Origin of the sequence: Novosphingobium mathurense, assembly GCF_900168325.1 — a bacterium.
Classification (GTDB): Bacteria; Pseudomonadota; Alphaproteobacteria; order Sphingomonadales; family Sphingomonadaceae; genus Novosphingobium; species Novosphingobium mathurense.
Window position 1 is genome coordinate 284,061 of sequence record NZ_FVZE01000001.1, and the last position, 24,982, is coordinate 309,042.

Consider the following 24,982-nt stretch of genomic DNA (forward strand, 5'->3'; position numbering starts at 1 on the left):
CCACCTGTTCATGATAGCACATAAATCCGATTTCAGTTTTGCAATTCATCAATGAGTGCCGCCATGTCGGCGGGGACTGGGCTGACGAAGTGCACCTTCTCCTTCTTAACGGGATGAATGAAGCCAAGTTCCGCGGCGTGAAGCGCCTGGCGGGAAAATTGTAGCCTCTGGAGAATCGGGCGAAGCGCTGAAGGTGTACGTCCATAGACAGGATCACCCAATAGCGGATGGCCGATTGACGACATGTGAACGCGCACCTGGTGGGTGCGTCCGGTTTCGAGACGGCACTCGACGAGCGAGGCATTCCGGAGCCTCTCGAGGGTGCGGTAATGTGTCACCGCGTGCTTGCCGCGGCCTTCATCGACAATGGCCATTTTCTTGCGATTCGTGCTCGATCGTCCGATCGCGCCCGTCACCGTGCCGGCAATCGGAATCGGGTGCCCGCCGACTATCGCCTTGTAGGCCCGCTCGATCGAATGATCGGCGAACTGTGCAGCCAGCCCCTCGTGCGCCCGGTCGGTCTTGGCGACGACCAGCAATCCGGACGTATCCTTGTCGATTCGGTGGACGATGCCGGGGCGGGCGACGCCGCCGATCCCTGACAGCTGCCCGCGGCAGTGGTGGAGCAGGGCATTGACCAGCGTTCCGTCGGAATTGCCGGCAGCCGGATGGACCACGAGCCCGGCCGGCTTGTCGATGACGATGAGGAATTCGTCCTCGAACACGACATCGAGCGGGATGTCCTGCGCTATTGCCTCGGCCGGTGCCGCTGCGGGCACGCGGATCGCGAAGGGCGTGCCCTCGCTCACCTTGAGGGACGCTTGCGCCGCGGACTTCCCGTCCAGCGTCACGCGTCCTTCGCCCAGCAATGCCTTGACCCGCTCACGCGAGAGGCCGCTGGCTTCTGCCAGCATCTTGTCCAGTCTGCCGCCGCCAGGGCCGATGCAGCCCTCGATCAGATCTTCAGAGATGTTTGAACTACCCCCCATTGCGGCTAAGATTTGGGGATGGTCGTCGAAGTGACAAGTGGGGTGCTGGCAAGAATGCGCGAAGAGGCGAGAAAGGCCTCTCCGCGTGAATGCTGCGGGGTGCTTCTGGGTCACGGCGAACGGATCGACGAGGCACTGGTCGCGGCGAATGTCGCGCAGGATCCCGAGCGCAAGTTCGAGATCGATCCGCTGGTCCTGCTCTCTTCGCACAAGCAGGCGCGTGCGGGGGGCAAGCAGGTGCTGGGTTACTACCATTCGCACCCGGTCGGGCATCCCGTGCCTTCTGCCACCGATTGCGAGCATGCTTCTGGCGACCAGCGCATCTGGGCCATCGTGGCAGGAGAGGAGATCGGATTCTGGCGCGATGGGGCGAAAGGTTTCGAGCGGATCGAAATCCGTATGGTCGAGCGATGAAACCGGGCTTTTCGAAGAAATCCACCGGCATTCGGAACGTTCGATCCCAAATGAACCGCCACTACGGTTGCTTTCTGGTGCAAGAGCGGGAAAGGTCCGTCGCAAGCGGGGAAGCAGTTGCGCAAGCGACAATGGTTGTCGCCTTGCAGGCAATTGCTTGAAACCCGGACTGAAAAACGAGAGCCTTTGATTGATGACCATCAGTCCCGTCGAACTTGCCAGCCTTCTGTGTTCACGCCTTTGCCATGACATGCTCAGCCCGGTCGGTGCCCTGACCAACGGCCTTGAGCTGCTGTCGGACGAGAAGGACCCGGAGATGCGTCAGCGCTGCTTCGAACTGCTCGACCAGAGCGCGCGCATATCGGCCGACAAGCTCAAGTTCTTCCGCCTTGCTTTCGGTGCAGCGGGCGGCTTTGGCGAAATGATTCCGGTGAATGAGGCGCGCGCCCTGATCGATGCGCTTGTCGCCAGCAATGCGCGGATCTCGGTCAATTGGGCCTTCGCAAGCGATGTCATGCCCAAGCCGGCGATCAAAACCCTGTTGAATTTCGGGTTGATCGGCATCGAGGCGCTGCCGCGCGGCGGCACCATCGACTTCGCGGCGGAACTGCGCGACGGCACCAGTGAGATTGTGGTACGCTCCGCCGGTCCGCGCATCGCCTTCGATCGCGATATCGGTCGTGCGCTGGAAGGCTCGTTGCCGGAAGGAGACCTGTCGAGCCGGACTGCACCAGCGGCGATGCTGCACCAGATGGCGCAGGATGCCGGGGGCGGGCTGCAGTTTGCGCTTGCCGAAGATGCGCTGGTACTCGGCGCGGTTCTTCCGGGGGCCTGAAGGATCGCAGGTATCGCTCAGATGGGAGCCCGACGATGAATCGATGGTTGGTCAATCACGTCGTCGCGTCTCCCAACTGTAATATGCGCAAGCGGCCGATTTCGATGGTCGTGCTGCACTACACCGGCATGAAGTCGGCGCAGGAGGCGCTGGAACGGATGTGCGATCCGCAGGCCGAGGTTTCGGCCCATTACATGATCGACGAAGAGGGCATCGTCACCAGTCTCGTGCCGGAGGAAAAGCGTGCCTGGCATGCCGGACGCTCCTACTGGCGCGGTGAGGCGGACGTGAATTCGGCCAGTATCGGGATCGAACTGGTCAATCCGGGCCATGAATTCGGCTATCGTCCGTTCCCCGAGCCGCAGATGGACGCGCTCTTGCCGCTTCTTGCGGACATCATGGATCGCCACGATATTCCGCGCGCCAACGTGGTCGGCCATTCCGATGTCGCGCCGGCCCGCAAGCAGGACCCGGGTGAGTACTTCGACTGGGCCCGGCTCGGTGAACTGGGGCTCGCGCTCGAGATTCCGAAAGCCAAGATGAACCTGTTCTACGACAACCCGGGGGCCTTCTATCTCGCGCTGGAGCGGTTCGGTTACGACATTACCGATGGGCGCGCTGCCGTGCGGGCGTTCCAGCGACGTTGGCGGCCGGAAATCATCGATGGTGAAATCGATGGGGAGATCGGGGGAATCCTGTTCGAACTCTTGTTGGAGCGTGACATCGGTCGTGCTAGGTGACCGCTCGCCGGGGAGCTGGGCAGCCGCGTCCTTCGTCAAGCTCAGCATGAGCGGGGCAAAGGCCGAGGAAAGTCCGGGCTCCACGAAACAAGGGTGGCGGGTAACGCCCGCCGGGCGACTCTCGCGCAGGCGAGGGGAAGCTTAGGGATAGTGCCACAGAGAGCAGACCGCCGATGCCTCTTCGAGAGGCAGGCAAGGGTGAAAGGGTGCGGTAAAAGCGCACCGCGCTTCCGGTAACGGCAAGCGGCATGGTAAACCCCACCCGGAGCAAGACCGAATAGGGGCTGCTGGCCTTAGGCTTTCGGGCCGACAGGCGGGTCGGTTTCGGACCCAGGCAGCCCGGGTTGGTCGCTGGAGCGGCGCGGCAATGCGTCGCCGAGAGGAATGGCTGCCGCCGCGGCGTAAGGTCCCAGTCTTGGGAGACCACGCCAGGCACAGAACCCGGCTTACAGGCTCCCCGGCATATGGCTCGCGTCATCGACGCGAGCCGACATTTCACAATGAAGGATCATGCCGCCGCAGCAAAAGTGGAGATGGCTCCAGCTTCGTCTTCGCGTGCCTGGAGGAACCAGCGCTCGGTCCCTTCGATGCCGATTGCGGTCAGTGCGCCGAATACGAAAGCGCCCGTATCGATACCGATGCGGTTGCTGCGCACTTGGGGTTCCTCGGCGATCGTATGGCCGTGGATGACGAAAGCGCCGAAATCCCCGTTGTGGCTGAGGAAGGGCTCACGGATCCAGCGGCAGTCGCGCCCGAGCTGGTGATCGAGCGGGGTCTGCGGCCTGATGCCGGCGTGCACGAACAGGTAGTCGCCATTGCGTATCAGCTTGGTGAAGCTGTCGAGGAACGCGATGTCGTCGTTCGGGATCGCCTCGATCATGCGCAGTTGCAGCTCTTCCGGCTCTGCTTCGTCGATAAACCTCTCGTCTATGCCGTACGACATGATCGTTTCACGACCGCCGTATTTCAGGAAGCCGCGCAGGACATCGGCATTCACGAGGCTGGCGATGAGCATTTCCTCGTGATTGCCTTTGATGAATTCGAGCCGGCGATGCGTTGCCCACTCTTTCGCGCGTGCAACAACGGCAGAGCTGTCCGGTCCGCGATCGATCAGGTCGCCGAGAAGGATTACTGTGGTGTTTGCGCTTCCCCGATCGGCGTCATCCTGCTCGATGGCCCCTATCAGCGAATTGAACAGGTCGATCCGGCCATGGATGTCACCAATGGCATAGACCCGATCGCCTGAATTCAGTGTCGGGATACGGGCCGCTTTCTGACGTCCCAGCATGGTGCGGATCTTTGTGAACATTCTGGTTCGAGAGTTATAGGCCCCAAGGGAATGGCGGACAAGGTAATCAGCGACCCGTTTCGTGTAGTGGCAGAAAGTCCACACTTTCTTTCCCGTGTGTTGCTGAATCGAAATTTTTCTTGTGCCGTCCGGTGGTGCAGTGCAGCATTACTGGGCTGGCAAGATCGGTTCCATGAAGAGAACTGACGGCCAAGCGCAGGTGGGACGATGCATGGATAAGAAAGTTAGTGAGGGAATGAATATGCTTACGTCCGTCCGTGGCCTTTTCGCTGCAACTCTTTTCGCGGGTGCCGCACTCGCAGCAACCCCGGCATTCGCCGATGACGCCGGTGTCCCTTCGGACATCACCATCTCGGGCAATGCCGCGCTGGTTACCGAATACCGCTTCCGCGGTGTTGATCTCTCGGGTGGCGATATCGCTGTCCAGGGCGGCGTCGACATCAGCCATTCGAGCGGCTTTTACGTCGGCACCTGGGGTTCTTCACTTGACGAAGATACCGTCGGTTACGGCCACACCGAGCTCGACCTGTACGGTGGCTGGTCGGGTGACATCGCCAACGGGATTTCGGGCGATATCGGCGTGATCTACTACGCTTACCCGAACGCACCGGCCGGTGACTACGACTACGTCGAATTCTACGGCTCGCTCAGCAAGACCCTCGGTCCCGTGGATGGCACTGTCGGCGTCGCATATGCCCCGAAGCAGGATTCGCTTGGCGGCACCGACAATCTTTACATCTACACCGATCTCGGCGTGTCGGTACCGAACACCCCGGTCAGCCTGAAGGGTCACGTCGGCTACACCGACGGCTATCTCACCTATACCGCCGACGGCGATGCCTTCGACTGGTCGATCGGTGCTGAATTCGCCGTCAACAGCAACCTGAGCGTTGGCGTTTCGTACGTCGATGCGCAGGGCAGCCGTACGACCTTCGGTGACGGTTCATCGTACAATTTCGTCGACGGCGCTGTCGTCGGCTCGCTCTCGGTCTCGTTCTGATCGACAGCTGATCGCGATTGACTTCGCAGGAGGGCCCGCCCGGAATTTCCGGGCGGGTTTTTCTTTGCCTGCGTCAGATCACTTGAGATAGAAATTGACCGTCGTGACGACGCGGACCTTCTTGTAGGGTGTGTCCGAGACGCCCCAGCCACCGGTATCGCCGTCGCGGGCTTCGACCGAGAAGTAGCCCTGGGTCGCGTTCTTGATGGAGCCGACTTCCGACCCGCTGTCCTTCGCGAACTGCTCGGCTGCAGCGCGCGCGTCCTTGGTCGCTTCGGCCACCATCTCGGGCTTGATGTCGTTGAGCTTGGTGAAGGCATAGGACATGCCCGAGCCTTCCTCGAGCACGACGCCGCGGCGGACCAGTTCGAACTGCTTCCTAACCGCATCCTGCGCGCGCTCGATGTCCGTGCTGCGCAAGGTCACGCGCTGGCGCACAGTGAAGGTTGGTATGCCGTTGTCCTTGTACTGCGACACGTTGACGCCGGTCGGTTGCAGAGCATCGGCCGGGAAGCCGAGTTCGCGGAAGAAGCTGCGGATCTGCGCGGTATCGCGATCGACGCTGCCCTGCGCGTCCGACAGGTTCCCCGCACTGGCCGAATAGGCGATTGTCCAGGTTGCAAGGTTCGCAGTCACGTCGCGTTCGGCCAGGCCGCGCACGGTGACCGATCTGTCGGCATGCTGGGCGCGCTTGAGGCCATCGCCCAGGCCGAATCCGCCAACGACCATGCCGATTGCCAGTATGGTGGAACTGGCCAGCCATCGCTTCGTTGTGGCCTGGGCGAAGAACCCGGTGGAGCGGTCGGCATTATCTGGGCTATGATCAGGCATCGCAGGTCTCCCTCTTGGTCCTGCATTCCTGCCTTCGAACGGCTTTATCTGCGATGAACCGTTTCCTGTTGTCGATGAACTGAAGGAAATTTTGTGCTCAAGTACCTCCACACCATGATCCGCGTCAGCGATCCGGACGCGACGATGCGCTTCTTCGAATTGATCGGTCTGAAGGAAACCCGCCGCTTCTCGAGCGAGCAAGGTCGTTTCACGCTGATCTATCTGGCTGCGCCGGGGCAGGAGGAAGCTGAGGTTGAGCTGACTTACAACTGGCCGGCGGAAGACGGATCGCAGGAAGAATACACCGGCGGGCGCAATTTCGGCCATCTCGCTTTCGCGGTCGACGATATTTACGAGACCTGCCAGCGGCTGATGGATGCCGGCATCGCGATCAACCGCCCGCCGCGCGACGGCCACATGGCCTTCGTGCGCACGCCGGACGGAATTTCGATCGAACTCTTGCAAGGCGCCGGACGTCTCGAACCTGCCGAGCCTTGGGTGAGCATGCCGAACGTCGGCACCTGGTAAGCTCCGGTATTACGCGTGCGGCCCATCTTGGGGCCCGCACGCGTAATGTCTCAGGCAGCTCTGGGTAACGGCGACTTGGCGAAGCGCAAGATCGCGTATCCCAACAAGGAAGAGAAAAGCGACCCTACCAGTACCCCGAGTTTGGCCTCTTCGATGAGGAGGGGGTATCTCGGGAAGGCGAGCGCGCCGATGAACAGGCTCATGGTGAAGCCGATACCGCACAGCACGGACATGCCCCATAGCTGAATCCATGAGGCTCCGGCAGGCCGCGGTGCAAAGCCCAGCTTGTCCGACACGACGATCGCCGAGAAGATGCCAAGTTGCTTGCCCAGGAACAGGCCGAGGGCGACGCCCAAGGGAACCGGATCGAGCAGGCCGTCGAGACCGATGCCGGCCAGCGCCACACCGGCATTGGCAAAGCCGAAAAGCGGGACGATCACGTAACTGTTCCAGGGAACCAGCGCGTGTTCAAGGCGAAGCAACATGCTGTCGCCGCGGTGCAGGGGCTTGAGCGGGATGGTGAAGGCCATCACGACACCGGCGATGGTGGCATGGATCCCGGTGTTGAGCACGCAGTACCACAGGCCCAGTCCCAGCAGCAGGTAGACCCACAAGTGGTGGACGCCGCGCCGGTTGGCGAGGATCAGGCCGGCGAGCATGATCAGCGCGCCCACGCCCCACATCATCTTGATCTCGGCGGTATAGAACAGCGCGATGATGACGACTGCACCGAGGTCATCGACGATAGCGACAGTCAGCAGGAAAAGGCGCAGAGAAGGCGGGATGCGGCTGCCGAGCAGCCCGAGCACGCCCACCGCGAAGGCGATGTCGGTTGCGGCCGGGATGGCCCAGCCACGCTGCATCGGCTGCCCGCTGCCGGCCGTCGCGATATAGATCAGGGCCGGAGCGATCATTCCCGCAGCCGCGGCGAGGACCGGAAGCCGCCGCTTGGCTGCGCTGGACAGTTCGCCGTCGAGGATTTCTCGCTTGATCTCGAGTCCGACGACGAAGAAGAAAATCGCCATCAGTGCATCGTTGATCCACATGTGCAGACTGTCGAGCTTGGCGATCGGCGTCCACGACAGTTCATGGTGGAACACGTAATGGTAGTCGTGCGCAAACGATGAATTCGCCGCGACGAGGGCAAGCCCTGCGACGATGATCAGCAGGACGCCTGCAGATGCTTCACCGCCCATTAACTTTGTGAAAGCGCGTGCCAAATTGTTGGCGAAGTGTCGTTTCAAGCTCATAATTCGGTTTCAGTCAGGCTTTCTGGTGAACTGTTACTTCGAATACTTGCGCGTGACCTTATCGCAGGATCTGGCAAGCGTTCGAAGGATTGGGGGTCATTTGGATTGGATCGAAGCCGTAAGGCCAGTCATTACAATCCTGCAACTTGCTGAACGGGAACTTCTTCTGTTCGCTGCGTTCTGGTTTCTTATCGGCGCCATGGATGATGTCGTCGTGGACTTGTGCTGGATCTGGCTGAGGCTGACCAAGCGCGCCTGCGCAGGTTTCATCAGCCGCGAAGCGGCTGAGGCCCCACTCACCGGAAGGGCAGCCGTATTCATTGCCGCCTGGCAGGAGGAGCAGGTCATCGGCCATACCATCCACCATGCGCTCTCGGTTTGGAAGCAAGCTGAATTCATCCTCTATGTCGGCTGTTACAGGAACGATCCAGCCACGATTTCGGCAGCCATGGCGGGTGCCGGCAGTGATCCACGCGTCAGGGTCGTCATCCACCACAAGGCAGGGCCGACGACCAAAGCGGATTGCCTGAACCGCCTCTACACCGCCTTGTGCGATGACGAGCGGCGGTACGGATACCGCTTCAAGAGCATAGTCTTGCACGATTCCGAAGACATGGTCCACCCGGCGGAACTTGCCGTCATCGATGGCGCGATGACCGATGCTGAATTCGTGCAACTGCCGGTCTGGCCCGAGCCGCAGCCCAGATCTCCCTGGGTGGGCGGTCACTACTCGGACGAGTTCACCGAATCCCATGCCAAGTCGTTGGTCGTGCGCAATGCGCTGGGCGCGGCCATCCCGGCCGCGGGCGTCGCATGTGGCTTTTCTAGAGACATCATCGCCCGAATTGCCGGACTTCGCCATGCTGAGGGCGTGCCCGGTCCTTTCGCCTCGGAGTGCCTGACCGAGGATTATGAACTGGGCGTACTGGTCAGGCGGGAAGGGGGGCGGTCCCGATTCTTGCGGGCACGCGATGCCGATGGTCAGCTTGTTGCCACACGCGCTTATTTCCCTTCTCGCCTCGAAGATGCGGTTCGCCAGAAAACGCGCTGGATCCATGGCATTGCCTTTCAGGGCTGGGACCGCCTGGGCTGGGATCAGGGTTTCGCCGATTTCTGGATGGCCCTGCGCGACAGGCGCGGCCCCCTTACGGCCTTCGTTCTGGGCATGGGCTATGTCCTGCTGGTGGTTGAAGGTGTGCTGGGGATTTTCCGGCTCGTCGGATGGAACTCGCAGGTGGCAATATCGCCATCGCTGCGGATCATGCTCCTGCTTTGCTTTGCCAGTTTCCTGTGGCGCGCAATTGTCCGCTTCGTTTTTACGGCGCGCGAATATGGAATGACTGAAGGTTTGCGCGCGGTGCTGCGCATTCCGGTTTCCAACATCATCACGATCATGGCCGGACGCCGTGCGCTCGTCCGCTACATCAAGACCCTGCGCGGCGAGGCGATAACCTGGGACAAGACCCGGCATGACGTCCATCCGGCTCACGCCTCTTCACCGACAGGAAGCACCCGATGAGCGCTCGCAAACAAGTTCGCGGTCAACCGCTGGTGGCGCTGCTCGCGGTTGCGGGCGGTTGGATCGGCGGCCGCGCCGTCACCTGGGAACCGCCGGCCCTGATTCAGGAAGCCGTGGCCAGTGAGGATGTGCATAAGTCGGCAGGCGTCGGGCGGGACGGCGCGTACCGGTTCGACACTGCCGTCGGCCCGCACTCCGTGCCCTTCGCCAGTTCATCGGCCGTCCTGCCCATGCGCGAACGGAGCCCGCAACTTGCTTCGCACTTACCGGGTCATGGGCTGAAGCTGGAGCAACGAAGTTACCCCTTGGCCGGTCGTCGACCGCCAGCGTGGCTTCCGATGAGCTGGGACTTGGCGGGTATGGCGGATAGTCGTCCCACAACCGGGGCGGCCTTCCATCCGCAGCCGCGCATCGCGGGCCATGAGCTGCCCGGTGTTCAACTCGCGGCTCAACCTGCTCCCCCATCCGCGGTCGGGACGGGCGCGATCTCCGGCGACAGACCGGATGTGCCGGATCGAGAAGTACCGGTAACCTTCAAACCCAAACGCTGGTCAGGCGATGCCTGGGCCTTGATGCGCGGGAGCGGAAGTGTGGCGCTCGTCAAGGGAACCTTGCCCGCAACTTACGGGGCGAGCCAGACTGGCGCTGTGCTGCGCTATCGCATCGCCCCGCGCAGTGCTTATCGACCGACGGCCTATCTTCGCTCGACCTCGACTCTCGGGACGGTCCGACAAACATCTGCGGCTCTGGGCTTTGCTGCGCGTCCGGTGCCAACCGTGCCGATCGTCGGCGCGGTCGAAGGACGGCTGACCGACGATGCCGGAAGGCGCAGATTCCAGCCTGTGGCGATGGCAGTGACGGAACTGGCACCGTTCGAACTCGCGATGGGCCTGCGTGGTGAGGCTTACGGCCAGGCGGGCTACGTTGGCGGAAAGTTCGCAACGGCCTTTGCCGATGGGCAATTCCGCGCAGATCGCGCCCTGTTTTCGGCCGGACGCTTCGATACAAGGCTCGGCGCAGGCTTGTGGGGGGGCGTGCAGAAAGGAGCTGGGCGTCTCGATTTTGGACCTTCGGCAACGGTAACGGCGCCGCTGGGTAGGGGAACCTTCGGCCGCGTTGCATTCGATTGGCGCTTCCGTTTACTCGGCAATGCCAATCCCGGTTCCGGGCCGGCCGTGACTCTTTCCGCAGGTTTCTGAATCGCTGCTTTTCTCCGCCGCCACGCTGCGGTAGCGAGATAGCAGTAATGGACGTCTATCTTCCCATCGCCAATCTCTCGGTCAATGGCCTGATCATCGTCGGCCTTGGCGCGATCACCGGCCTCCTCTCGGGCATCTTCGGCGTGGGCGGAGGATTCCTGACGACGCCGCTGATGATCTTCTACGGCATACCGCCAACGGTTGCGGCGGCATCGGCAGCCAGCCAGGTCACCGGCGCGAGCGTGTCGGGTGTCTTCGCGCATACCCGGCGAGGCGGCGTGGACTACCAGATGGGCGCGGTCATGGTCGCAGGCGGCATCATCGGCACCGGGATAGGTGCCTTGCTGTTCAACCTGCTCGCCCAGCTTGGCCAGATCGATACCGTCATCAACATTCTCTACGTCGTCCTGCTTGGATCGATCGGCGGCCTGATGGCGAAAGAGAGCATCCAGTCGATTCGGGCGGAGCGTAGCGGCGTTTCGATGGCGGCGAAAAAGCGGCGCCACCACCCGATGGTCGCAAGTCTGCCGATGCGCTGGCGCTTCTATCGCTCGGGGCTCTACATCTCGCCGCTTGCGCCGCTTCTGCTGGGGATGGGAACGGGCATCCTGACGATGCTCATGGGTATTGGCGGCGGTTTCATCCTCGTCCCGGCGATGCTCTACATCCTTGGCATGAGCGCCAATGTCGTGGTCGGAACATCGCTGTTCCAGATCCTCTTCGTGACGATGGCGACGACGATGATGCACGCTCTTACCACCCATGCCATCGATATCGTCCTCGCCTCGCTGCTGCTGTTCGGCTCGGTGACGGGGGCGCAGTTGGGGGCGCAGTTCGCGCAGAAGGCAAGTCCGGTGAAACTGCGCCTTGTCCTCGCCATCATCGTCCTGGTGGTGGCAGCGCGCATGGCGCTCGGGCTGGGGTACAGGCCGGACGACATCTATACGATGGCGCCGCTATGAGGAACCTGCGGGCTTCCCTGTGCGCGCTGATGGCGCTGTTTCTGCTGACGGGGGCCCGCGATCCGATCCTCGTGCCCGAAGTTTCGCAGCATGAAGTCGATCTTCAACAGGGATTCACCGGCACTGAATTGCTCTTGTTCGGGGCGATCCTGTCGCCGGAAGGTTCCCGCGCGGCGCAGGACTATGACATCGTCGTCGTCCTCAAGGGACCGACCCAGTCGATCATTCTGCGTGAGAAGCAAAAGGTGGCGGGGATCTGGATCAACGCGGCGGGTACCGAATTCCGTTCGGCGCCGTCCTACTATGCCATTGCTTCGACGCGGCCGATTTCCGAGATCGTCGACGACAAGACCGCGGCGATTTACGAGTTGGGCCTACAATGGCTGCAACTTTCTCCGATCGGGGCGATCAACCCGGAAGAGCAGTCGCGGTTTTCCGCAGGCCTCGTCGAGCTGAACCAGAAAAATGGCCTCTACCGCGAGAGCGAGGGCAGCGTGAAGGTGAGCGAGCAGGTCCTCTACCAGGCGCGCATCGACCTTCCTTCCAGCGTGCCGATCGGTACCTACACGGCTGAAACTTTCGCCATATCCAAAGGTCGCGTGGTTGCCTCGGCGTCCAGCGAGGTCGAAGTGCGCAAGCTCGGTTTCGAGCGCGCCGTTGCCAATTTTTCGGACAACTATGGTTTTGCCTACGGCCTGCTCGCGGTCTTCGTATCGGTGGGCATGGGCTGGCTTGCGGGCCGCCTGTTCGCTCTGATCTGATCCGGCGCTGCGAAAGTCGACCGACGGTGCGACTTTGTGCCGGTGCAATCGAGTGTGCATTTTAGCCGGAAATTAACTCGACAGGCATACGAACCAAGATCCTTGGCGGCTTTCCAGGTGCTTGATGGATCAGATGCGTATCGATGAGTTTGAGCAGGCAACTCCGGCAGAGCGCAAAGTCGATGGGTCGTTCCAACCCGTGACGCGCAAGAGTGCGGCCGAGCCTATCGGTGTGGTCCTCGAAGTCGCAGGCGCCGGATCGCGGATTGCCTTCGATCTCGAGAAGCTGTCGATTGCTTCGCAGGACCCGGATCCTTCCATCGCCCTGTCCGGGCAGGTCGGCAGCCAGATCAAGATTCGCGTCGGCAACGGCTGGCTGCTCGCGAGCGTGCGCAACCAGAAGCAGGACAATTCGGTCCCCGGTGGCATTGTTGCCGACGTCGACTTTCTGGGCGAGGGTGAAGAGGAACGCCTCACCGGACGCATCCACAGCTTCCGCCGCGGTGTTACCTTCTTCCCGGTTCCGGGCGCGCCGGTCTTTTCGGCGACCAGCGAGGACCTTCGCCAGATCTATGCCAGCGACGGACGCAGCGCGATCCAGATCGGCAACGTTTACCCGACCCGGGACATCCGCGCCGGCCTCTATGTCGATGCCATGCTCGGCAAGCACTTCGCACTTCTGGGCTCCACCGGTACCGGCAAGTCGACCAGTGCCGCGCTGATCCTGCACCGCATTTGCGAGCACGCGCCCGAAGGCCATATCATCATGGTCGACCCGCATGGCGAATATTCCGCGGCATTCCGCAGCACCGGCGTGATCCTCGACGTCTCGAACCTGCAGATGCCCTATTGGCTGATGAACTTCGAGGAGCACTGCGAAGTCCTGCTGACTTCGCGCGGAGACGACCGCCAGCTCGACGCCGAAATCCTGGGCAAGTGCCTGCTCGAGGCTCGTTCCAAGAACAGGCTCGCCGAGCAGATGGGCAAGATTACCGTCGATTCGCCGATTCCCTACCTGCTTTCGGACCTCGGCAACATCATCAGCAACGCGATGGGTAAGCTCGACAAGGGCCACTCCAGCGCGCCGTACATGCGCATCCGCAACAAGCTCGACGAACTGAAGGGCGATCCGCGTTACCAGTTCATGTTCTCCGGCATGCTTGTCGGCGATACGATGGCAGACTTCATTTCGACTCTGTTCCGCCTCCCTTCGCGCGGGCGGCCGATCTCGATCATCGACGTTTCGGGCGTCCCTTCCGACATCACCTCGACGGTCGTCGCCGTGCTGAGCCGACTCGTCTTCGACTTCGCGATCTGGTCGCGCGAGGAAAAGACCCGCCCAATCCTGCTCGTGTGCGAAGAAGCGCATCGCTACGTACCCAACGAGAAGAATGCCGACGGTTCCTCGGTCGGACGCATCCTGTCGCGCATTGCCAAGGAAGGCCGTAAGTACGGCATTTCGCTCGGCCTGATCACGCAGCGCCCGTCCGACCTTGCCGAAGGCGTGCTGTCGCAGTGCGGCACGATCATCTCGATGCGTCTCAACAACGACCGCGACCAGGCCTTCGTGCGCGCTGCCATGCCCGAAGGTGCGCGCGGCTTCCTCGATTCGATCCCGGCGCTGCGCAACCGCGAGTGCATCATCTGCGGCGAAGGCGTTTCGATCCCGATCCGCGTCTCGTTCGACGACCTCGAGGAATTCAAGCGGCCTGCGTCTGAAGACCCGTCCTTCACCCAGCTCTGGAATACGTCCGGAGGCGAGGAAGAGATGGTCCAGCGCACCGTTCAGCGCTGGCGCGCGCAGGGTCGCTGAACGAAGGGCGCCTAGTCCTTCGCGAGAGCGCGCCGCCAATTGCCCTTCGTATAGTAGGCGATCGTCAGCAGCATCGAGGCCATGCCTCCTACCGGGAAGGCCCACCAGACCGCATCGCCGCCGATCTGCGGGTATAGCGCGTAGTAGAAGCCAAGGCGCGCCGGGTAGAGCGCGATGGCCATGATCACCAGCGGCGCCACGACGGCGCCGTAGGCTCGCATGGTGCCCGACAGGATCATCGTCACCGACATGAACAGGTAGGCGCAAGTGCAGATGAGCTGGATGCGTTCGGCAATCGGCATGGCCGGGCTGTTCCCGCCCAAAAACAGGGCAAGCAGCGGATGGTCGGCCAGGACGATGATCGCGGCGAGCGTGGTGGTCATCGCCAGGTTGCTCAGCACGCCGACGCGGGTCACGGCGCCGACGCGGGCGTGATTGCCCGCTCCCAGCGTCTGCGCCACCATCGCACTGACGGCCGAGCCTACGGCGAAGGCGGGCATCTGCAGGTAGTTCCACAGCTGCAGCGAAGCGCCATAGGCCGCGGCGGCGTTGAGCCCCTCGCGGTTGACCAGCCCGATCATGATGACGCCGGCCGATGAGAACAGCAGCATCTGCGCACCCATCGGCACGCCCTTGGTCACGATGTAGCGAAGCTCCTCGCTGCGCGGGAACACATAGCGCAGTTCGGCCCCGCGCAGCCGCAGCGGCAGGTCCTTGCGGTAGATCTGGCGGATCTGGAACAGCGTGCCCGAAAAGTTGGCGAAGGCCGTCGCCATGGCTGACCCGGCGATCCCCAGCGAGGGCACGGGCCCCAGGCCCATGATCAGCAGCGGGTTGAGCACGATGTCGAGCATGACCGTCAGGATCATCGCGTAGAGCGGCGTCCTGGAATCCCCGGCCCCGCGCAGGGCCATGGAAATGACCATCGACATCACCCCGAACGGCACGGTGACGAAGATCACGCGCAAGTAGGCGAGGGCCTCCTTCACGCTGGCCTCGGGCGTGGCCAGGGCGTTGAGCAGGGCCGGCGAGAAGATCCAGCCCAGCGCGCCGGTCACGGCGGACAGGGCCATGCACAGGCCAAGCCCGGTGCCGAATGTCGCGCGCAGCGCCTGGATGTCGCGCGCGCCGAAGTGCTGGCCGACGCGCACGGTCGTTGCCATGCCCAGACCGATCGTTGCGGCGATCACCAGGAACATCACGAGATTGGCATTGGCCGTTGCCGCCAGCGCGCTTTCGCCCAGCAGCCGGCCGACCCAGATCGTGTTGATCGAACCGTTGAGCGTCTGCAGCACGTTCGACAGCAGCATGGGAAGCGAGAACAGCAGCAGCGTGCGCAGGATCGGTCCCTGCGTCAGGTCCCCACGCTCGGTCTTGCCGGGAGTGCGCTCGGCAAGGGCCTCCGCTTCCATGGGTACGGCTTCGCTCATGTTCCCCGCGTGTCACCCCAGAGATGGATGTGCAGGCGGTCGGTAAAGCGCAGGCCCCGGTTCATGCACAGGTCCGCCAGCCAGGCGGAGCGCTGGCGCACGACCTCGCTCGAGCGGCCTTCGGGCATCAGGAAGATGCGCTCGCCGGGGATCGCATGGGCCTGCTGGAGGGCAAGCACTTCGTCCAGGTCATCCGGCACGGCGATGACGAACTTGAAGAAGGCCCGCGGATCGGCCGACCATGCGGCGAGGCGTTCGGGGATCAGCGCAAGCTCCGCAGGGTTGCCGCTGTGGGCAAGCTTCGGGCTGACGTTGAACTGGTGGATCAGCGGATCGAGCGCGGCATGGGGCGCCACCGAGCCATTGGTCTCGATCTCGACATGCATGCCGGGGCGCATCGCGTTCAGTTCACCGATCATCCGGGCAAGCGCGGCGCCCTGCAGCAGCGGTTCGCCGCCGGTGACCACGAGCCGATCCGGGGGCAGGGCGGCAACCTGCGCCGCCACGTCCGCTTCCTCGAGCGTGAGCTGGTTCGCCTTGCGCTCAAATGCCGTGTCGTCGCGGTGGGGCCGGTTGTCGCCTTCGAAGCGCCAGGTGTAGGCCGTGTCGCACCACTGGCAGGCAAGGTTGCAGCGCGAGAGCCGCACGAAAGTGCTCGGCCGCCCCATCGACGCGCCTTCGCCTTGCAGCGAGGCGAAGATTTCCGGTTCACCCGGCGTGGTCGTGGCAAGGATCAGGGGCATCGCGGGCGGGTTTCGGTTCCGACAGGTTTACACGGTTTACACAGTCCAGAGGCAATTGGCGCCGCTCAGTGGGTCGCCTTGATTACACCTGCTTTGCAATGGGTTCGAGCGCACGGGCATGGCGCCACAGTGTCAGACCCTGGCCTTGTAGGAAACGGCTAAGTTCCTTTCCGGGGGCAGGGTGGGGCGTATGCGCCGACCGACCCGGAATGAGCGGAGCAAGGCAAGGTGCCTCGCAACGTTCCGCCTGCTCCGGGCCTGTCGAAGCGCACAGGCCTTGCCGTTACCCCAGGCGTGCCAGCGCTGCGGCAAGGCGCTCGGCTTCGGCCCTGTGGTGCGCATGGTCGGCGCGGGCCTTTTCGACCGCCTCGGGCTTGGCTTTCTCGACGAACTTGGGGTTCGACAGGCGGCCTTCCAGCGAATTGGCTTCCTTCTGCGAAGCTGCCAGCGCCTTTTCGAGACGGGCCTTTTCCGCTGCGATGTCGATTACGCCTTCCAGCGGGATCGCCAGCATCGCATCGCCAGCGCCGACCTGCAGCAGCGCGCCGGCGGGGGCTGCTTCGAAGTGGATCGCGTCGAGACGCGCAAGGCGGTCGATCGCCGCGCCGTTGCGCCCGACGATCGCCCTGGTCGCGTCGCTGGGATCGGCAAGGTAGGCGGTCAGGCGCGCACCCGGCGCGATGCCGAGTTCGGCCTTGGCGCCGCGCAGGTTGCCGATCAGCGCGATCAGCCACTCGACCTCGGCCTTCGCCGCGGCGTCGACCGAAGCGTTCGGGGCGGGCCACCTGGCGGTGATCAGCGGGTAATCGCCGCGCTCGCCCATCTTGCTCCACAACTCTTCGGTGACGAAGGGCATGAAGGGGTGGAGCATGACGAGGATCTGGTCGAGCACCCATCCGGCGACGGCCTTGGTCTCCGCGTCGAAGTTGCCCTTCACCAGTTCGATGTACCAGTCGCAGAACTGGTCCCAGACGAAGTGGTAGATGGTGTTCGCCGCCGCGTCGAAGCGCAGTTCGGCCATGGCCTTGTCAAGCTCGGCCAGGGTCTCGACGACTTCGCCGATGATCCACTTGTTGACCGCCGTGGTGGCCGCCGGGGCTTCCACCGAGGTCGAGGCGCCGATGCCGTTGCTCTGGCAGAAGCGGGCCGCGTTCCACAGCTTGGTCGCGAAGTTGCGGTAACCCTCGACGCGTTTTTCATCCATCTTCACGTCGCGGCCCTGGCTTTCCATGGCCGACATGAAGAAGCGCAGCGCGTCGGCGCCGTACTTGTCGATCAGGCCGAGCGGGTCGACGACGTTGCCCTTGGACTTGGACATCTTCTGCCCGTCCGCCGCGCGCACGAGGCCATGCAGGTAGAGCCGCTTCCACGGCACTTCCTTCATGAAGTGGATGCCCTGCATTGCCATGCGCGCATCCCAGAAGAACAGGATGTCGAAGCCGGAAACGAGCAGGTCGTTGGGATAGTGCTTTTTGAGCAGCGGCGCGTCGTCGTCCGGCCAGCCCAGCGTGGCGAAGGGCCAGAGCGCCGAAGAGAACCACGTGTCGAGGACGTCCTCGTCGCGAGCTACCTTAATGTTATCCCAATTCGACGGGCCGACGGGAAAAGCTGTCTCGTTCGGTCCAATTTCGGAAATCGAACTTTCGTCCGTTCCGTAATATTGAGCGAATTTGGAGCGCGCATCTTCCCAAGTTTCAGCTACGACGAAGTGACTATCAGGCCAATTAATTGGCGAATTGACTTCAATCCCGTCGTGTGAAGAAGTTTCATAGAGCCCCTTGTTGTGGCCGAACCAAGCCGGAATGCGGTGGCCCCACCAGAGCTGGCGGCTGACGCACCAGGGCTGGATGTTCTCCATCCAGTTGAAGAAGGTCTTTTCCCAGGTCCTGGGGACGATCTCGATCTTGCCCGAGCGCACCGCCTCGAGCGGGGGCTGGGCCAGCGTTTCGGCATCGACGTACCACTGGTCGGTCAGCCACGGTTCGATGACCACGCCGCCGCGGTCGCCGAAGGGGGTCTGGATCGTGCGCGGCTCCGCGTCGTGCTCGACTTCGTTGCCTTCCTTGTCCTTGGTGACGTGGGGAATGAGGAAGCCCAGTTCCTTCATTTCGGCCACCACGGCATCGCGCGCAGCGAAGCGCTCCATGCCAAGGTACTTTGCGGGGATCAGGCCGTCCGCGGTCTGCACCACGTTGGCTTCGGCATCGAACATGTTGAGCATGTCCGCAGGCTTGATCCCGGCGCGCTTGCCGACTTCGAAGTCGTTGAAGTCATGCCCCGGGGTGATCTTCACCGCGCCCGAACCCAGTTCCGGATCGGCGTGCTCGTCGCCCACCACCTTGAAGCGGCGGCCGGTGATCGGCTGGAGGATCTCCTTGCCGATGACGGCCTTGTAGCGCTCGTCCTCGGGATGAACGGCCACGGCCATGTCAGCCAGCATCGTTTCCGGGCGCGTGGTGGCAACCTCGATGTAGTCCTGCCCGTTGGCCAGCGTCACGCCATCGGCCAGCGGGTACTTGAAGTGCCAGAAGCCGCCCTGCATCTCGCGCGTCTCGACCTCAAGGTCGGAGATCGCGGTCTTGAGCTTGGGGTCCCAGTTCACCAGCCGCTTGTCGCGGTAGATCAGGCCCTGGTTGTAAAGGTCGACGAAGACCTTCACGACGGCCCTGGTAAATTGCGGGTCCATGGTGAACTGCTCGCGGCTCCAGTCCATCGAGCAGCCCAGGCGGCGCAGCTGGCGGGTGATCGTGCCGCCGCTCTCGTGCTTCCATTCCCAGACCTTGTCGACGAAGGCATCGCGCGAGTAGTTCGTGCGCTTGTCCTGTTTCGCTTCCATCTGCCGCTCGACCACCATCTGCGTGGCGATGCCGGCATGGTCGGTGCCGACCACCCACAGCGCATCCTTGCCGCGCAGGCGCTCGTAGCGGATCACGATGTCCTGCAGCGTGTTGTCGAGCGCGTGGCCGATGTGCAGCGAACCGGTGACGTTCGGCGGCGGATTGACGATGGTGAACGGCTGCGCGTCCGGACGCTCCGGGCGGAACAGGCCGTTGTCTTCCCAATGGGAATACCACTTCGCCTCGATCGGGGCGGGGTCGAAAGTCTTGTCGAGCGCAGGGGCAGGATTCTGGTCGGTCATGGCGCGGCGCTTTGCCAGTGCAGGGCAAGTCGCGCAAGTTGCCAGTGCGGCAGGTCGCAGGTCTTTGCCTTTGTTTCGCCGTACCCGCCTGCGAAAGGACGGGATCGACGTGGCGGCGAACATTTCGTCGCAGCCGGGGAACCTCTTGCCGGTCCACGGTTTTTCCCCCAAGACGAGCGCACATGCGGGAATGGGCTGAATTCACTCTGTCGGAAAGCGACGAAGGCGGTGTTCCGACTCTGGCACTGCAGGGGCCGCTGCGCGTACATTCGCTGGGCGACCTCGAGGACAAGCTCGAGGCGCTCGACGGGCATTTTCAGCAGATCGACCTCTCCGGCGTTACCGACATCGATACGACCGGCGCGTGGCTGGTTTCGCGATTTGCGGACCGGCGAGGCGTCGAAATCATTCATGAAAGCGAGCAGGCCCGGCGCCTCTTCGCCGCCATCGGCAGCGTCGAGGGTGAGGAAGCGGAGCTCGAGCCGCCGCCGCCGCTGCTGCGCCGCACGGTCGCGGAATTCGGCGGTGTCGTGACCCTGTGGGGGCGCGGAGCGATGAGCGCCGTCGCCTTCCTGGGCGAACTGATCATGAGCCTGGGCACGATCGTCCGGCATCCCTCGCGGCTGCGGGTCAAGTCGCTGGTCCACCACATGCAGTACGTGGGCATCAACTCGCTGTGGATCATCAGCCTGATGAGCTTCCTCATCGGCATCGTCATAGCCCAGCAGGGCGCGGTTCAGCTCGCCCAGTTCGGTGCGGAGATCTACACCATCAACCTGACCGGGCGCCTTTCGATGCGCGAACTGGGCATTCTGATGACCTCGATCATGGTCGCGGGTCGCTCCGGTTCGGCCTTCGCGGCGCAGATCGGCACGATGAAGCTGACCGAGGAAGTCGATGCCATGCGCACGATCGGCGTCTCGCCGATGGAAGCGCTGGTGGTGCCGCGCGTGCTGGCCTCGATGATCATGATGCCGCTGCTCGGCTTCTGGTCGGCGATCCTCGCGATCATCGGCGGCGCCTTCATCTCGAATTTCGCGCTCGACATTCCGTTCTGGACCTTCCTGCAGCGTACCCAGGCCGTGGTGCCGATCACCGACGTGTGGATCGGCCTGCTCAAGGCCCCGGTCTTCGCGCTGATCGTCGCGCTGGCGGGTTGCTATCAGGGCATGCAGGTGACCACCAACGCCGAGGAAGTGGGCAGCCGCACCACCCAGTCGGTCGTCACCGCGATCTTCACCGTCATCGTCCTCGACGCCTTCTTCGCGATCTTCTTCACGGAGATCGGCTGGAAATGAGCGATACCCGGGAATATCCGATCGAGGTCGAGGGCCTGCGCAACGCCTTTGGCGAGCATGTGATCCATGAGGATCTCTCGCTGAAGGTCCGCAAGGGCGAGATCCTCGGCGTCGTTGGCGGCTCGGGCACCGGCAAGTCGGTGCTGATGCGCTCGATCATCGGGTTGCAGCGGCCCACCGCGGGGACCGTCACCGTGCTCGGTCATGACATGCTGCGTGCCGACGACGAGGACGAGATCGATATCCGCTCGCGCTGGGGCGTGCTGTTCCAGGGCGGCGCGCTGTTCTCTACGCTGACCGTGGGCGAGAACGTCGAAGTCCCGCTCAAGCAGTTCTACCCGGAAATCTCCGATCACCTGCGCGAGGAGATCGCCCGCTTCAAGGTCAAGCTCTCCGGCCTGCCCGAAGAAGCGGCCTTCAAGTATCCCAACGAGCTGTCGGGCGGCATGAAGAAGCGCGCCGGCCTTGCCCGTGCGCTGGCGCTCGATCCCGAACTGCTGTTCCTCGACGAGCCGACCGCGGGACTAGACCCGATCGGTGCGGCCGCCTTCGACAAGCTGACGCGTGAACTGAAGGAAACGCTGGGCCTGACGGTCTTTCTCATCACGCACGACCTCGATACGCTTTACGCGATCTGCGACCGCGTAGCGGTGCTGGCGGACAGGCAGGTGATCGCCTGCGGGACGATTCCCGAGCTGCTGGCACTCGATCACCCGTGGATCCAGGAATATTTCAACGGCCCGCGCGGCCGCGCCGCACTGGCGGCCAAGGGCGATCCCGAAGTGCACCCGGAACATGCAGGGTCAGGGCTCGTTGATGAAGACAAGACCGAAAGGGGCGAAGGGCAGACCATGGACAAGTCCGGAAAAGCGGGGGCATAGGCACGGGACATGGAAACGCGCGCCAACAATGTCTGGGTCGGAGCCGTCACGCTGGTGCTGCTGGCGCTGCTGGCGGCCTTCATCATATGGATTGCCCGCCTCAATGAAGGCGAGCGCAACGAGTACGACATCTTCTTCAAGCAGTCGGTCGACGGTCTCGCGAAGGGGTCCGAGGTCAACTACGCGGGCGTTCCCGTGGGGCAGATCTCGCAGATCGAACTGTGGCCCAAGGATCCCAGCTTCGTTCGCGTACGCATCAAGGTGGACGAAAAGGTTCCGGTGACGGTGGGCACCAGTGCCACGATCCAGGGGAGCTTTACCGGCGTTTCGGACATCCAGCTCGAAGGCGCGGTCAAGGGTGCGCCGATGCTGACCGAGCCGGGCCCCGAGGGTGTGCCGGTCATTCCGACCAAGCGCGGCGGCCTGGGCGAGATCCTCTCCAACGCACCGCTGTTGCTGGAGCGTCTCGCGACCCTGACCGAAAGCCTGAACCAGCTTCTCTCCGAGGAGAACCGGCGTTCGATCACCGGCATCCTGAGCAATACCGACAAGATGACCCGCGACCTCTCGCGCGCCACGCCGCAGATCGAGGCGACCGTGCGCGAGCTGGAGGGGACCCTGGAACAGGCGACCAAGACGCTGGCCGCTTTCGAAGGCGTGGCGACCAAGGCAGATTCTCTGCTGGGCAGCGAGGGCAACTCGCTGGCAGCGCAGTTGCGCGCCACGCTGAGTTCCGCGCAGAAGTCGATGGACCAGCTCGACAAGACGATGGAGACGGCCCAGCCGGCACTGCGCCAGGTTTCGCAGCAGACACTGCCCGCCGCGGAAGCTGCGATCCGCGATCTTCGCGCGACGAGCAAGGCGCTGCGCAACGTGACCGAGAAGATCGACGAGCAAGGCGCCGGTGCGCTGCTCAAGGGCCAGAAACTGCCGGACTACAAGCCATGACGGAAATGAGTATGGGGAATGCGATGAGCGGCTGGCTGAAGTCCGGCGCATGGCGCGGGGCGATGATCGCCGCAGCCTGTCTGGCGCTGCCGGGATGCATCAGCCTGGGCGCCAAGGTGCCCGAACAGCTGATCAAGCTGACGCCCGATGTCAGCGCCCCGGCCGGGGCGACGGCCAGCGGCCAGCTCAGCGATGCCATCGTCGTACTCGACCCCGAGGCCGACCGCAGCCTCGATGTTCTGCGCGTGCCGGTGCAGATCAACGAATCCAGCGTTGCCTATCTCAAGGACGCTTCATGGATCGAAAAGCCTACCCGGCAGTTCCGCAACCTGCTTGCCGAAACGCTGCGCGGGCAAACCGGCAAGCTGGTCGTGGAGGGTGGAGACTTCGAGGTGACCGGCAAGACGCTGATCGGCGGGCGCCTGCTCAACATGGGCTACGATGCCCCGAGCAGTTCAGTTGTGGTCCGTTTCGACGCCATGCGCCGCGTTCCCGGTGGCGAGATCGTGACGCGTCGCTTCGAGTCCGTGGTCAACAACGTTGAGCCGAAGGCGGACTGGGTCGGTCCGGCGCTGAACCAGGCGGCGAATGACGTGGCTCGGCAGGTCGCGCAGTGGGTCAAGGAAGACTGACGCGCTGCCAGCTATTTGCAGCGTCGCGTAATTCCACGGCTAGAAAAATATCAGGCGTGGTTGCAGTAATGTGCAGTCCATGAAGCTTCCTTTCTTTCTGAGAAGAGGTAAGCAGAAAATAATTCTCGGCAACGTTTTGTTGCGTTGTTATGAAATGGATTGCATCCGCACTTTAGCGGGATTCTGAAGGCGCGCCGTGCAATCTGTGTGTTGCTGCGTTGCAACACGTATCCTTTGAGCCACACTTTCGATCATCTCCATGGATTGACTGCGTTTTCTCCACTCCGTACGCGGCGCCACCCCCCGGTTCTGCCGGGCAGGGAGGATAAGAAAATGCAGGAGAATTACATGAAGAAGTTCGCCATTGCCGGCGCCGCTGCCGCGCTGTTCGTCGTTCCCGCCGCTGCCAACGCCCAGGCGTGGGTGCAGGCTGAGACCGGCCTCGACATCATTTCCGTCGGCGGTGAGTCGGACGAAGGCGTGAGCTACGGTGCTTCGGTTGGCTACGACGTCGCGCTCTCGGGCGGCATGTTCGTTGGCATTCAGGGAACCGTTGCCGACAGCAGCACCAAGGAGTGCGCACGCGACGTGGACGTTGCTGGCGACAAGCTTTGCGTGAAGACCGGTCGCGATCTGGCTGCCGTTGTTCGTCTGGGCACCAACGTTGGTGAGAGCACCAAGCTCTATGTTCTCGGTGGCTACGCCAACGGCCGCGTTCGCCTGACCTATACCGATGGTGTCGACAGCACTTCGATCGGCGACAATGGCGACGGCTTCCGTCTGGGTGCCGGTGCACAGTACACGCTGAGCAACAACATGTTCGTGAAGGGTGAATACCGCTACACGAACTACGAGAGCGACTTCAGCCGTCACAACGTACTGGTCGGCCTCGGCTTCCAGTTCTGATCCTTGTCCCGCAGGGATAGGGTGAGGCGCCTCTAGTCTTGCCCAACCACAAGCATGTGAACCCGCTCCGGTTTCGGCCGGAGCGGGTTTTCTTGTTGCGGTGAGCCTCAGCCGGCGGGGCGGTTCTCGATCAGGGCGATCATGCCTTCCAGCCATAAGCGCGGCTCGCGGGCGCGACCGATGTCGCAGACGAATTCCTGACCTCGCCGCGCGGAATCGAGGCTTCGGCGCCCGATCCAGCGGTCCGGTCGGTCATGGTAGGTGAGGCCGCGCTGCTTCAGCCACGGTGGAACCCGCCAGCGATTGAGCGGCCCGCCCGGCTGCGTCAGCCGCAACCCGTCCGCTGCCGAACGCGCGGTCGCTCCGGGACCGAACCAGATCGCATTGTTCGCGGGCCATTCGCCTTCGGCGTGGGGATGGGGCCTTGGCGGTTCTTGCCATGAGCGGCACCGGCGCACGGCTTCGGGAGAGCCGCAGGCTTCGACACCCATGTGGGCGAAAATGCGGTGATGGCGTTCGCCCGTCTCGGGATCGGCGAAAAGCCCGAAGAACAGGAAGTGATCCCCCGGCCCGACGCCGTGCCTGGCAAGGTGGCCTTGCGCCGCGCCGCACTGGCCGAACCAGCACAGGCCGTCCGCGAACATCGGATCGTCATGGCACAAGTGCGCGCCGTCGATCCTGCCGCGCGTGAGCGTGGAGACAAGTTCGCCGAGGTCCCGATCGGCAAAGCGCGTGCATGAGCGGTCCTGCGTCGGTATCGGCAGGGAGACGGGCACGCCGTCGATGATCGGAGAGGGCACGCCGCCCGCCGTCGTGTCGAATCCCTTGCGGCTGAAGACGAGCTTCACGCCGCCG

23 protein-coding genes and 1 other RNA gene are annotated in these 24,982 nt (G+C 63.1%); 16 read left to right on the top strand and 8 right to left on the bottom strand.

Annotated features, from left to right (window positions below):
• Positions 1 to 32: 32 nt before the first annotated feature.
• The gene (locus B5483_RS01440) at positions 33 to 989 is read right to left on the bottom strand and encodes an RluA family pseudouridine synthase (protein WP_079729260.1); all 957 of its coding nucleotides are present in this window, start codon (positions 987 to 989) and stop codon (positions 33 to 35) included.
• 18 nt (positions 990 to 1,007) lie between these two features.
• On the opposite strand from B5483_RS01440, the gene B5483_RS01445 reads away from it, so the two are divergent.
• The 4 genes from B5483_RS01445 to rnpB all read left to right on the top strand — a co-directional run bounded on the left by B5483_RS01445 (position 1,008) and on the right by rnpB (position 3,443).
• Positions 1,008 to 1,403 (top strand): M67 family metallopeptidase, encoded by a 396-nt coding sequence (locus B5483_RS01445; protein ID WP_054946444.1) that lies wholly within the window; start codon positions 1,008 to 1,010, stop codon positions 1,401 to 1,403.
• 193 nt (positions 1,404 to 1,596) lie between these two features.
• Positions 1,597 to 2,238 carry a histidine phosphotransferase family protein gene (locus B5483_RS01450; protein ID WP_054946453.1) on the top strand — a complete coding sequence of 214 codons (642 nt, stop codon included), beginning with the start codon at positions 1,597 to 1,599 and terminating at the stop codon, positions 2,236 to 2,238.
• 35 nt (positions 2,239 to 2,273) lie between these two features.
• The gene (locus B5483_RS01455; protein WP_054946443.1) at positions 2,274 to 2,978 is read left to right on the top strand and encodes an N-acetylmuramoyl-L-alanine amidase; all 705 of its coding nucleotides are present in this window, start codon (positions 2,274 to 2,276) and stop codon (positions 2,976 to 2,978) included.
• A 7-nt stretch (positions 2,979 to 2,985) separates the two neighbouring features.
• An RNA gene (rnpB, locus tag B5483_RS01460) (RNase P RNA component class A) lies at positions 2,986 to 3,443 on the top strand.
• Between the two features lie 43 nt (positions 3,444 to 3,486).
• Here the strand turns inward: rnpB and B5483_RS01465 are convergent.
• Positions 3,487 to 4,287 carry a metallophosphoesterase gene (locus tag B5483_RS01465; protein ID WP_054946442.1) on the bottom strand — a complete coding sequence of 267 codons (801 nt, stop codon included), beginning with the start codon at positions 4,285 to 4,287 and terminating at the stop codon, positions 3,487 to 3,489.
• A 241-nt stretch (positions 4,288 to 4,528) separates the two neighbouring features.
• Between B5483_RS01465 and B5483_RS01470 the strand changes: the two genes are divergently transcribed.
• Positions 4,529 to 5,287 carry a TorF family putative porin gene (locus B5483_RS01470; protein ID WP_079729831.1) on the top strand — a complete coding sequence of 253 codons (759 nt, stop codon included), beginning with the start codon at positions 4,529 to 4,531 and terminating at the stop codon, positions 5,285 to 5,287.
• 78 nt (positions 5,288 to 5,365) lie between these two features.
• Here B5483_RS01470 and B5483_RS01475 read toward each other — a convergent pair whose 3' ends face one another.
• Positions 5,366 to 6,118 (bottom strand): SIMPL domain-containing protein, encoded by a 753-nt coding sequence (locus B5483_RS01475; protein ID WP_245828780.1) that lies wholly within the window; start codon positions 6,116 to 6,118, stop codon positions 5,366 to 5,368.
• Between the two features lie 93 nt (positions 6,119 to 6,211).
• Here B5483_RS01475 and B5483_RS01480 point away from each other — a divergent pair, with 93 nt between their 5' ends.
• Positions 6,212 to 6,646, top strand: coding sequence for a VOC family protein (locus B5483_RS01480; protein ID WP_079729262.1), 435 nt, complete (start codon positions 6,212 to 6,214; stop codon positions 6,644 to 6,646).
• Between the two features lie 50 nt (positions 6,647 to 6,696).
• On the opposite strand, the gene nhaA is transcribed toward B5483_RS01480, so the two are convergent.
• Complete coding sequence (nhaA, locus tag B5483_RS01485; protein WP_079729263.1) at positions 6,697 to 7,896, bottom strand: Na+/H+ antiporter NhaA; 1,200 nt, start codon at positions 7,894 to 7,896, stop codon at positions 6,697 to 6,699.
• Here nhaA and B5483_RS01490 point away from each other — a divergent pair.
• The 5 genes from B5483_RS01490 to B5483_RS01510 all read left to right on the top strand — a co-directional run bounded on the left by B5483_RS01490 (position 7,805) and on the right by B5483_RS01510 (position 14,150).
• Positions 7,805 to 9,415, top strand: a complete 1,611-nt coding sequence (locus B5483_RS01490) for a glycosyl transferase family protein (RefSeq protein WP_342743630.1) — start codon at positions 7,805 to 7,807, stop codon at positions 9,413 to 9,415. The two genes, nhaA and B5483_RS01490, sit on opposite strands and share 92 nt — an antisense overlap.
• Positions 9,412 to 10,614 carry a hypothetical protein gene (locus tag B5483_RS01495; protein WP_079729264.1) on the top strand — a complete coding sequence of 401 codons (1,203 nt, stop codon included), beginning with the start codon at positions 9,412 to 9,414 and terminating at the stop codon, positions 10,612 to 10,614. Before B5483_RS01490 ends, B5483_RS01495 begins: the two co-directional genes overlap by 4 nt.
• Before the next feature lie 47 nt (positions 10,615 to 10,661).
• A complete protein-coding gene (locus B5483_RS01500) occupies positions 10,662 to 11,576 on the top strand; it encodes a sulfite exporter TauE/SafE family protein (RefSeq protein ID WP_054948197.1) in 915 nt (304 codons plus the stop codon).
• Entirely contained in the window at positions 11,573 to 12,337 is a 765-nt protein-coding gene (locus B5483_RS01505) for a TIGR02186 family protein (RefSeq protein ID WP_054948196.1), read from the top strand. Before B5483_RS01500 ends, B5483_RS01505 begins: the two co-directional genes overlap by 4 nt.
• Before the next feature lie 124 nt (positions 12,338 to 12,461).
• The gene (locus tag B5483_RS01510) at positions 12,462 to 14,150 is read left to right on the top strand and encodes an ATP-binding protein (protein WP_054948195.1); all 1,689 of its coding nucleotides are present in this window, start codon (positions 12,462 to 12,464) and stop codon (positions 14,148 to 14,150) included.
• Between the two features lie 11 nt (positions 14,151 to 14,161).
• Here the strand turns inward: B5483_RS01510 and B5483_RS01515 are convergent, their stop codons facing one another.
• From B5483_RS01515 to B5483_RS01525, 3 genes are all read right to left on the bottom strand, one after another.
• On the bottom strand, positions 14,162 to 15,580 hold the full coding sequence (locus B5483_RS01515; protein ID WP_245828782.1) for an MATE family efflux transporter: 1,419 nt from the start codon (positions 15,578 to 15,580) through the stop codon (positions 14,162 to 14,164).
• Complete coding sequence (locus B5483_RS01520) at positions 15,577 to 16,323, bottom strand: 7-carboxy-7-deazaguanine synthase QueE (protein WP_079729265.1); 747 nt, start codon at positions 16,321 to 16,323, stop codon at positions 15,577 to 15,579. Before B5483_RS01520 ends, B5483_RS01515 begins: the two co-directional genes overlap by 4 nt.
• A gap of 283 nt (positions 16,324 to 16,606) precedes the next feature.
• On the bottom strand, positions 16,607 to 19,462 hold the full coding sequence (locus B5483_RS01525; RefSeq protein WP_079729267.1) for a valine--tRNA ligase: 2,856 nt from the start codon (positions 19,460 to 19,462) through the stop codon (positions 16,607 to 16,609).
• Positions 19,463 to 19,644: 182 nt separating this feature from the next.
• Here B5483_RS01525 and B5483_RS01530 point away from each other — a divergent pair, with 182 nt between their 5' ends.
• The 5 genes from B5483_RS01530 (at position 19,645) to B5483_RS01550 (ending at position 24,127) form a co-directional block, all read left to right on the top strand.
• On the top strand, positions 19,645 to 20,760 hold the full coding sequence (locus B5483_RS01530; protein WP_054948192.1) for an ABC transporter permease: 1,116 nt from the start codon (positions 19,645 to 19,647) through the stop codon (positions 20,758 to 20,760).
• Complete coding sequence (locus B5483_RS01535) at positions 20,757 to 21,641, top strand: ABC transporter ATP-binding protein (protein ID WP_054948191.1); 885 nt, start codon at positions 20,757 to 20,759, stop codon at positions 21,639 to 21,641. The genes B5483_RS01530 and B5483_RS01535 overlap by 4 nt, the downstream gene beginning before the upstream one ends.
• Before the next feature lie 9 nt (positions 21,642 to 21,650).
• Positions 21,651 to 22,589: an MlaD family protein gene (locus B5483_RS01540; protein WP_054948190.1), complete on the top strand. Its 939-nt coding sequence runs from the start codon at positions 21,651 to 21,653 to the stop codon at positions 22,587 to 22,589.
• Positions 22,590 to 22,600: 11 nt separating this feature from the next.
• Positions 22,601 to 23,221 carry an ABC-type transport auxiliary lipoprotein family protein gene (locus tag B5483_RS01545; protein ID WP_054948189.1) on the top strand — a complete coding sequence of 207 codons (621 nt, stop codon included), beginning with the start codon at positions 22,601 to 22,603 and terminating at the stop codon, positions 23,219 to 23,221.
• Between the two features lie 348 nt (positions 23,222 to 23,569).
• The gene (locus B5483_RS01550; protein ID WP_079729268.1) at positions 23,570 to 24,127 is read left to right on the top strand and encodes an outer membrane protein; all 558 of its coding nucleotides are present in this window, start codon (positions 23,570 to 23,572) and stop codon (positions 24,125 to 24,127) included.
• 107 nt (positions 24,128 to 24,234) lie between these two features.
• On the opposite strand, the gene B5483_RS01555 is transcribed toward B5483_RS01550, so the two are convergent.
• Positions 24,235 to 24,975, bottom strand: a complete 741-nt coding sequence (locus B5483_RS01555) for an Nmad3 family putative nucleotide modification protein (protein ID WP_079729269.1) — start codon at positions 24,973 to 24,975, stop codon at positions 24,235 to 24,237.
• Between the last annotated feature and the right edge of the window lie 7 nt (positions 24,976 to 24,982).